Raw genomic sequence first — 1,181 nt, forward strand, 5'->3', positions numbered from 1 at the left:
CTCTGTACACGACAAATTTCACAGAACTCTTATCCTATCAGGCATCTGCCTTCTTAAAATTGCCAGAATTTCCTTAAACTCTTCTTTTTTCCCAAAACCAATTAAACGCTGAATCGCCATTTGAACATAGTCTAAACCATAGCGAAATAAACTCATTGAGAGTCGTCCATGCTTCTTTATTTTTATCGCTTTTTTTTGATCATGTTGCCATTCACCCGTTAAGTAGCACCAACAGAAGCTTATAGCTAAGACCGCAATCAATTTTTTCACTCGTCTAGGGTCTGTCAAGCGCGTATTTTCAAGATTGAATCCTCGTCCTTTGAGACAACTGAATAAGGTTTCAATTTCCCAGCGTAATGCATAATCCTGAATAGCATTGGCATTAAACTGAGGAGAAACGACGAGTAAAAGCTCTCCATTTTCTAACTGTAGTGCACTTATATATAGTTTCACCCGACCAACCAAAATCCGTCGTTTACGACATTCAATTTGACCAACTTTAAGATGGCGAAATAAATCACTAATTTTATGATTCTTTCCTAAATGATTGGTGACAATGAAGTTTTTTTAACACGAATGCAGAAGTTGATGTCTTGTTCAATTAACCATGTAAACCACTGCTCACCGATAAACTCTCTGTCTGCGAACACATTCACAATACGGTCTTTACCAAAAATGGCTATAAAGCGTTGAATCAAAGCAATACGCTCTTTCGTATCTGAATTTCCACGTTTATTAAGCAATGTCCAAAGGATAGGTATCGCTATTCCACGATAAACGATTGCGAGCATCAGGATATTAATATTTCGTTTTCCCCATTTCCAATTGGTTCTATCTAAAGTCAGTTGCACTTGGTCGAATGAAAACATATTGAAAATCAACTGAGAAATTTGACGATAATCAAAATACTGACCTGCAAAGAAGCGCTGCATACGTCGATAAAATGATTGTGGTAAGCACTTGATGGGCAAGGCTTTAGATGCAGAAGAAAGATTACATGTTTGCTTTAAAATAATCACAAGCATGATGAGCGCAAAGCACTTTAAATGTGACTTGTTCCATTTTAGAGATTTGTTTAAGATAAGATATAACTCATTGAGATGTGTCATAGTATTCGTCGTTAGAAAACAATTATTGTGACATTATTTCAATGAGTTATCTATTTTTGTCGTGTACAGAGA

Annotated in this window: 1 protein-coding gene; it reads right to left on the reverse strand. The window is 36.1% G+C overall.

What is annotated here, in order from left to right; all coding sequences use genetic code 11:
• Nucleotides 1-18: 18 nt before the first annotated feature.
• A protein-coding gene (locus tag E0D95_RS00345) for an IS4-like element ISAba1 family transposase (RefSeq protein ID WP_130802015.1) occupies nucleotides 19-1,109 on the reverse strand; the annotation gives its coding sequence in 2 pieces (ribosomal slippage) (nucleotides 19-569 and nucleotides 569-1,109; 1,092 coding nt in all).
• Between the last annotated feature and the right edge of the window lie 72 nt (nucleotides 1,110-1,181).

This window comes from Acinetobacter ihumii (assembly GCF_900625095.1).
GTDB lineage: Bacteria > Pseudomonadota > Gammaproteobacteria > Pseudomonadales > Moraxellaceae > Acinetobacter > Acinetobacter ihumii.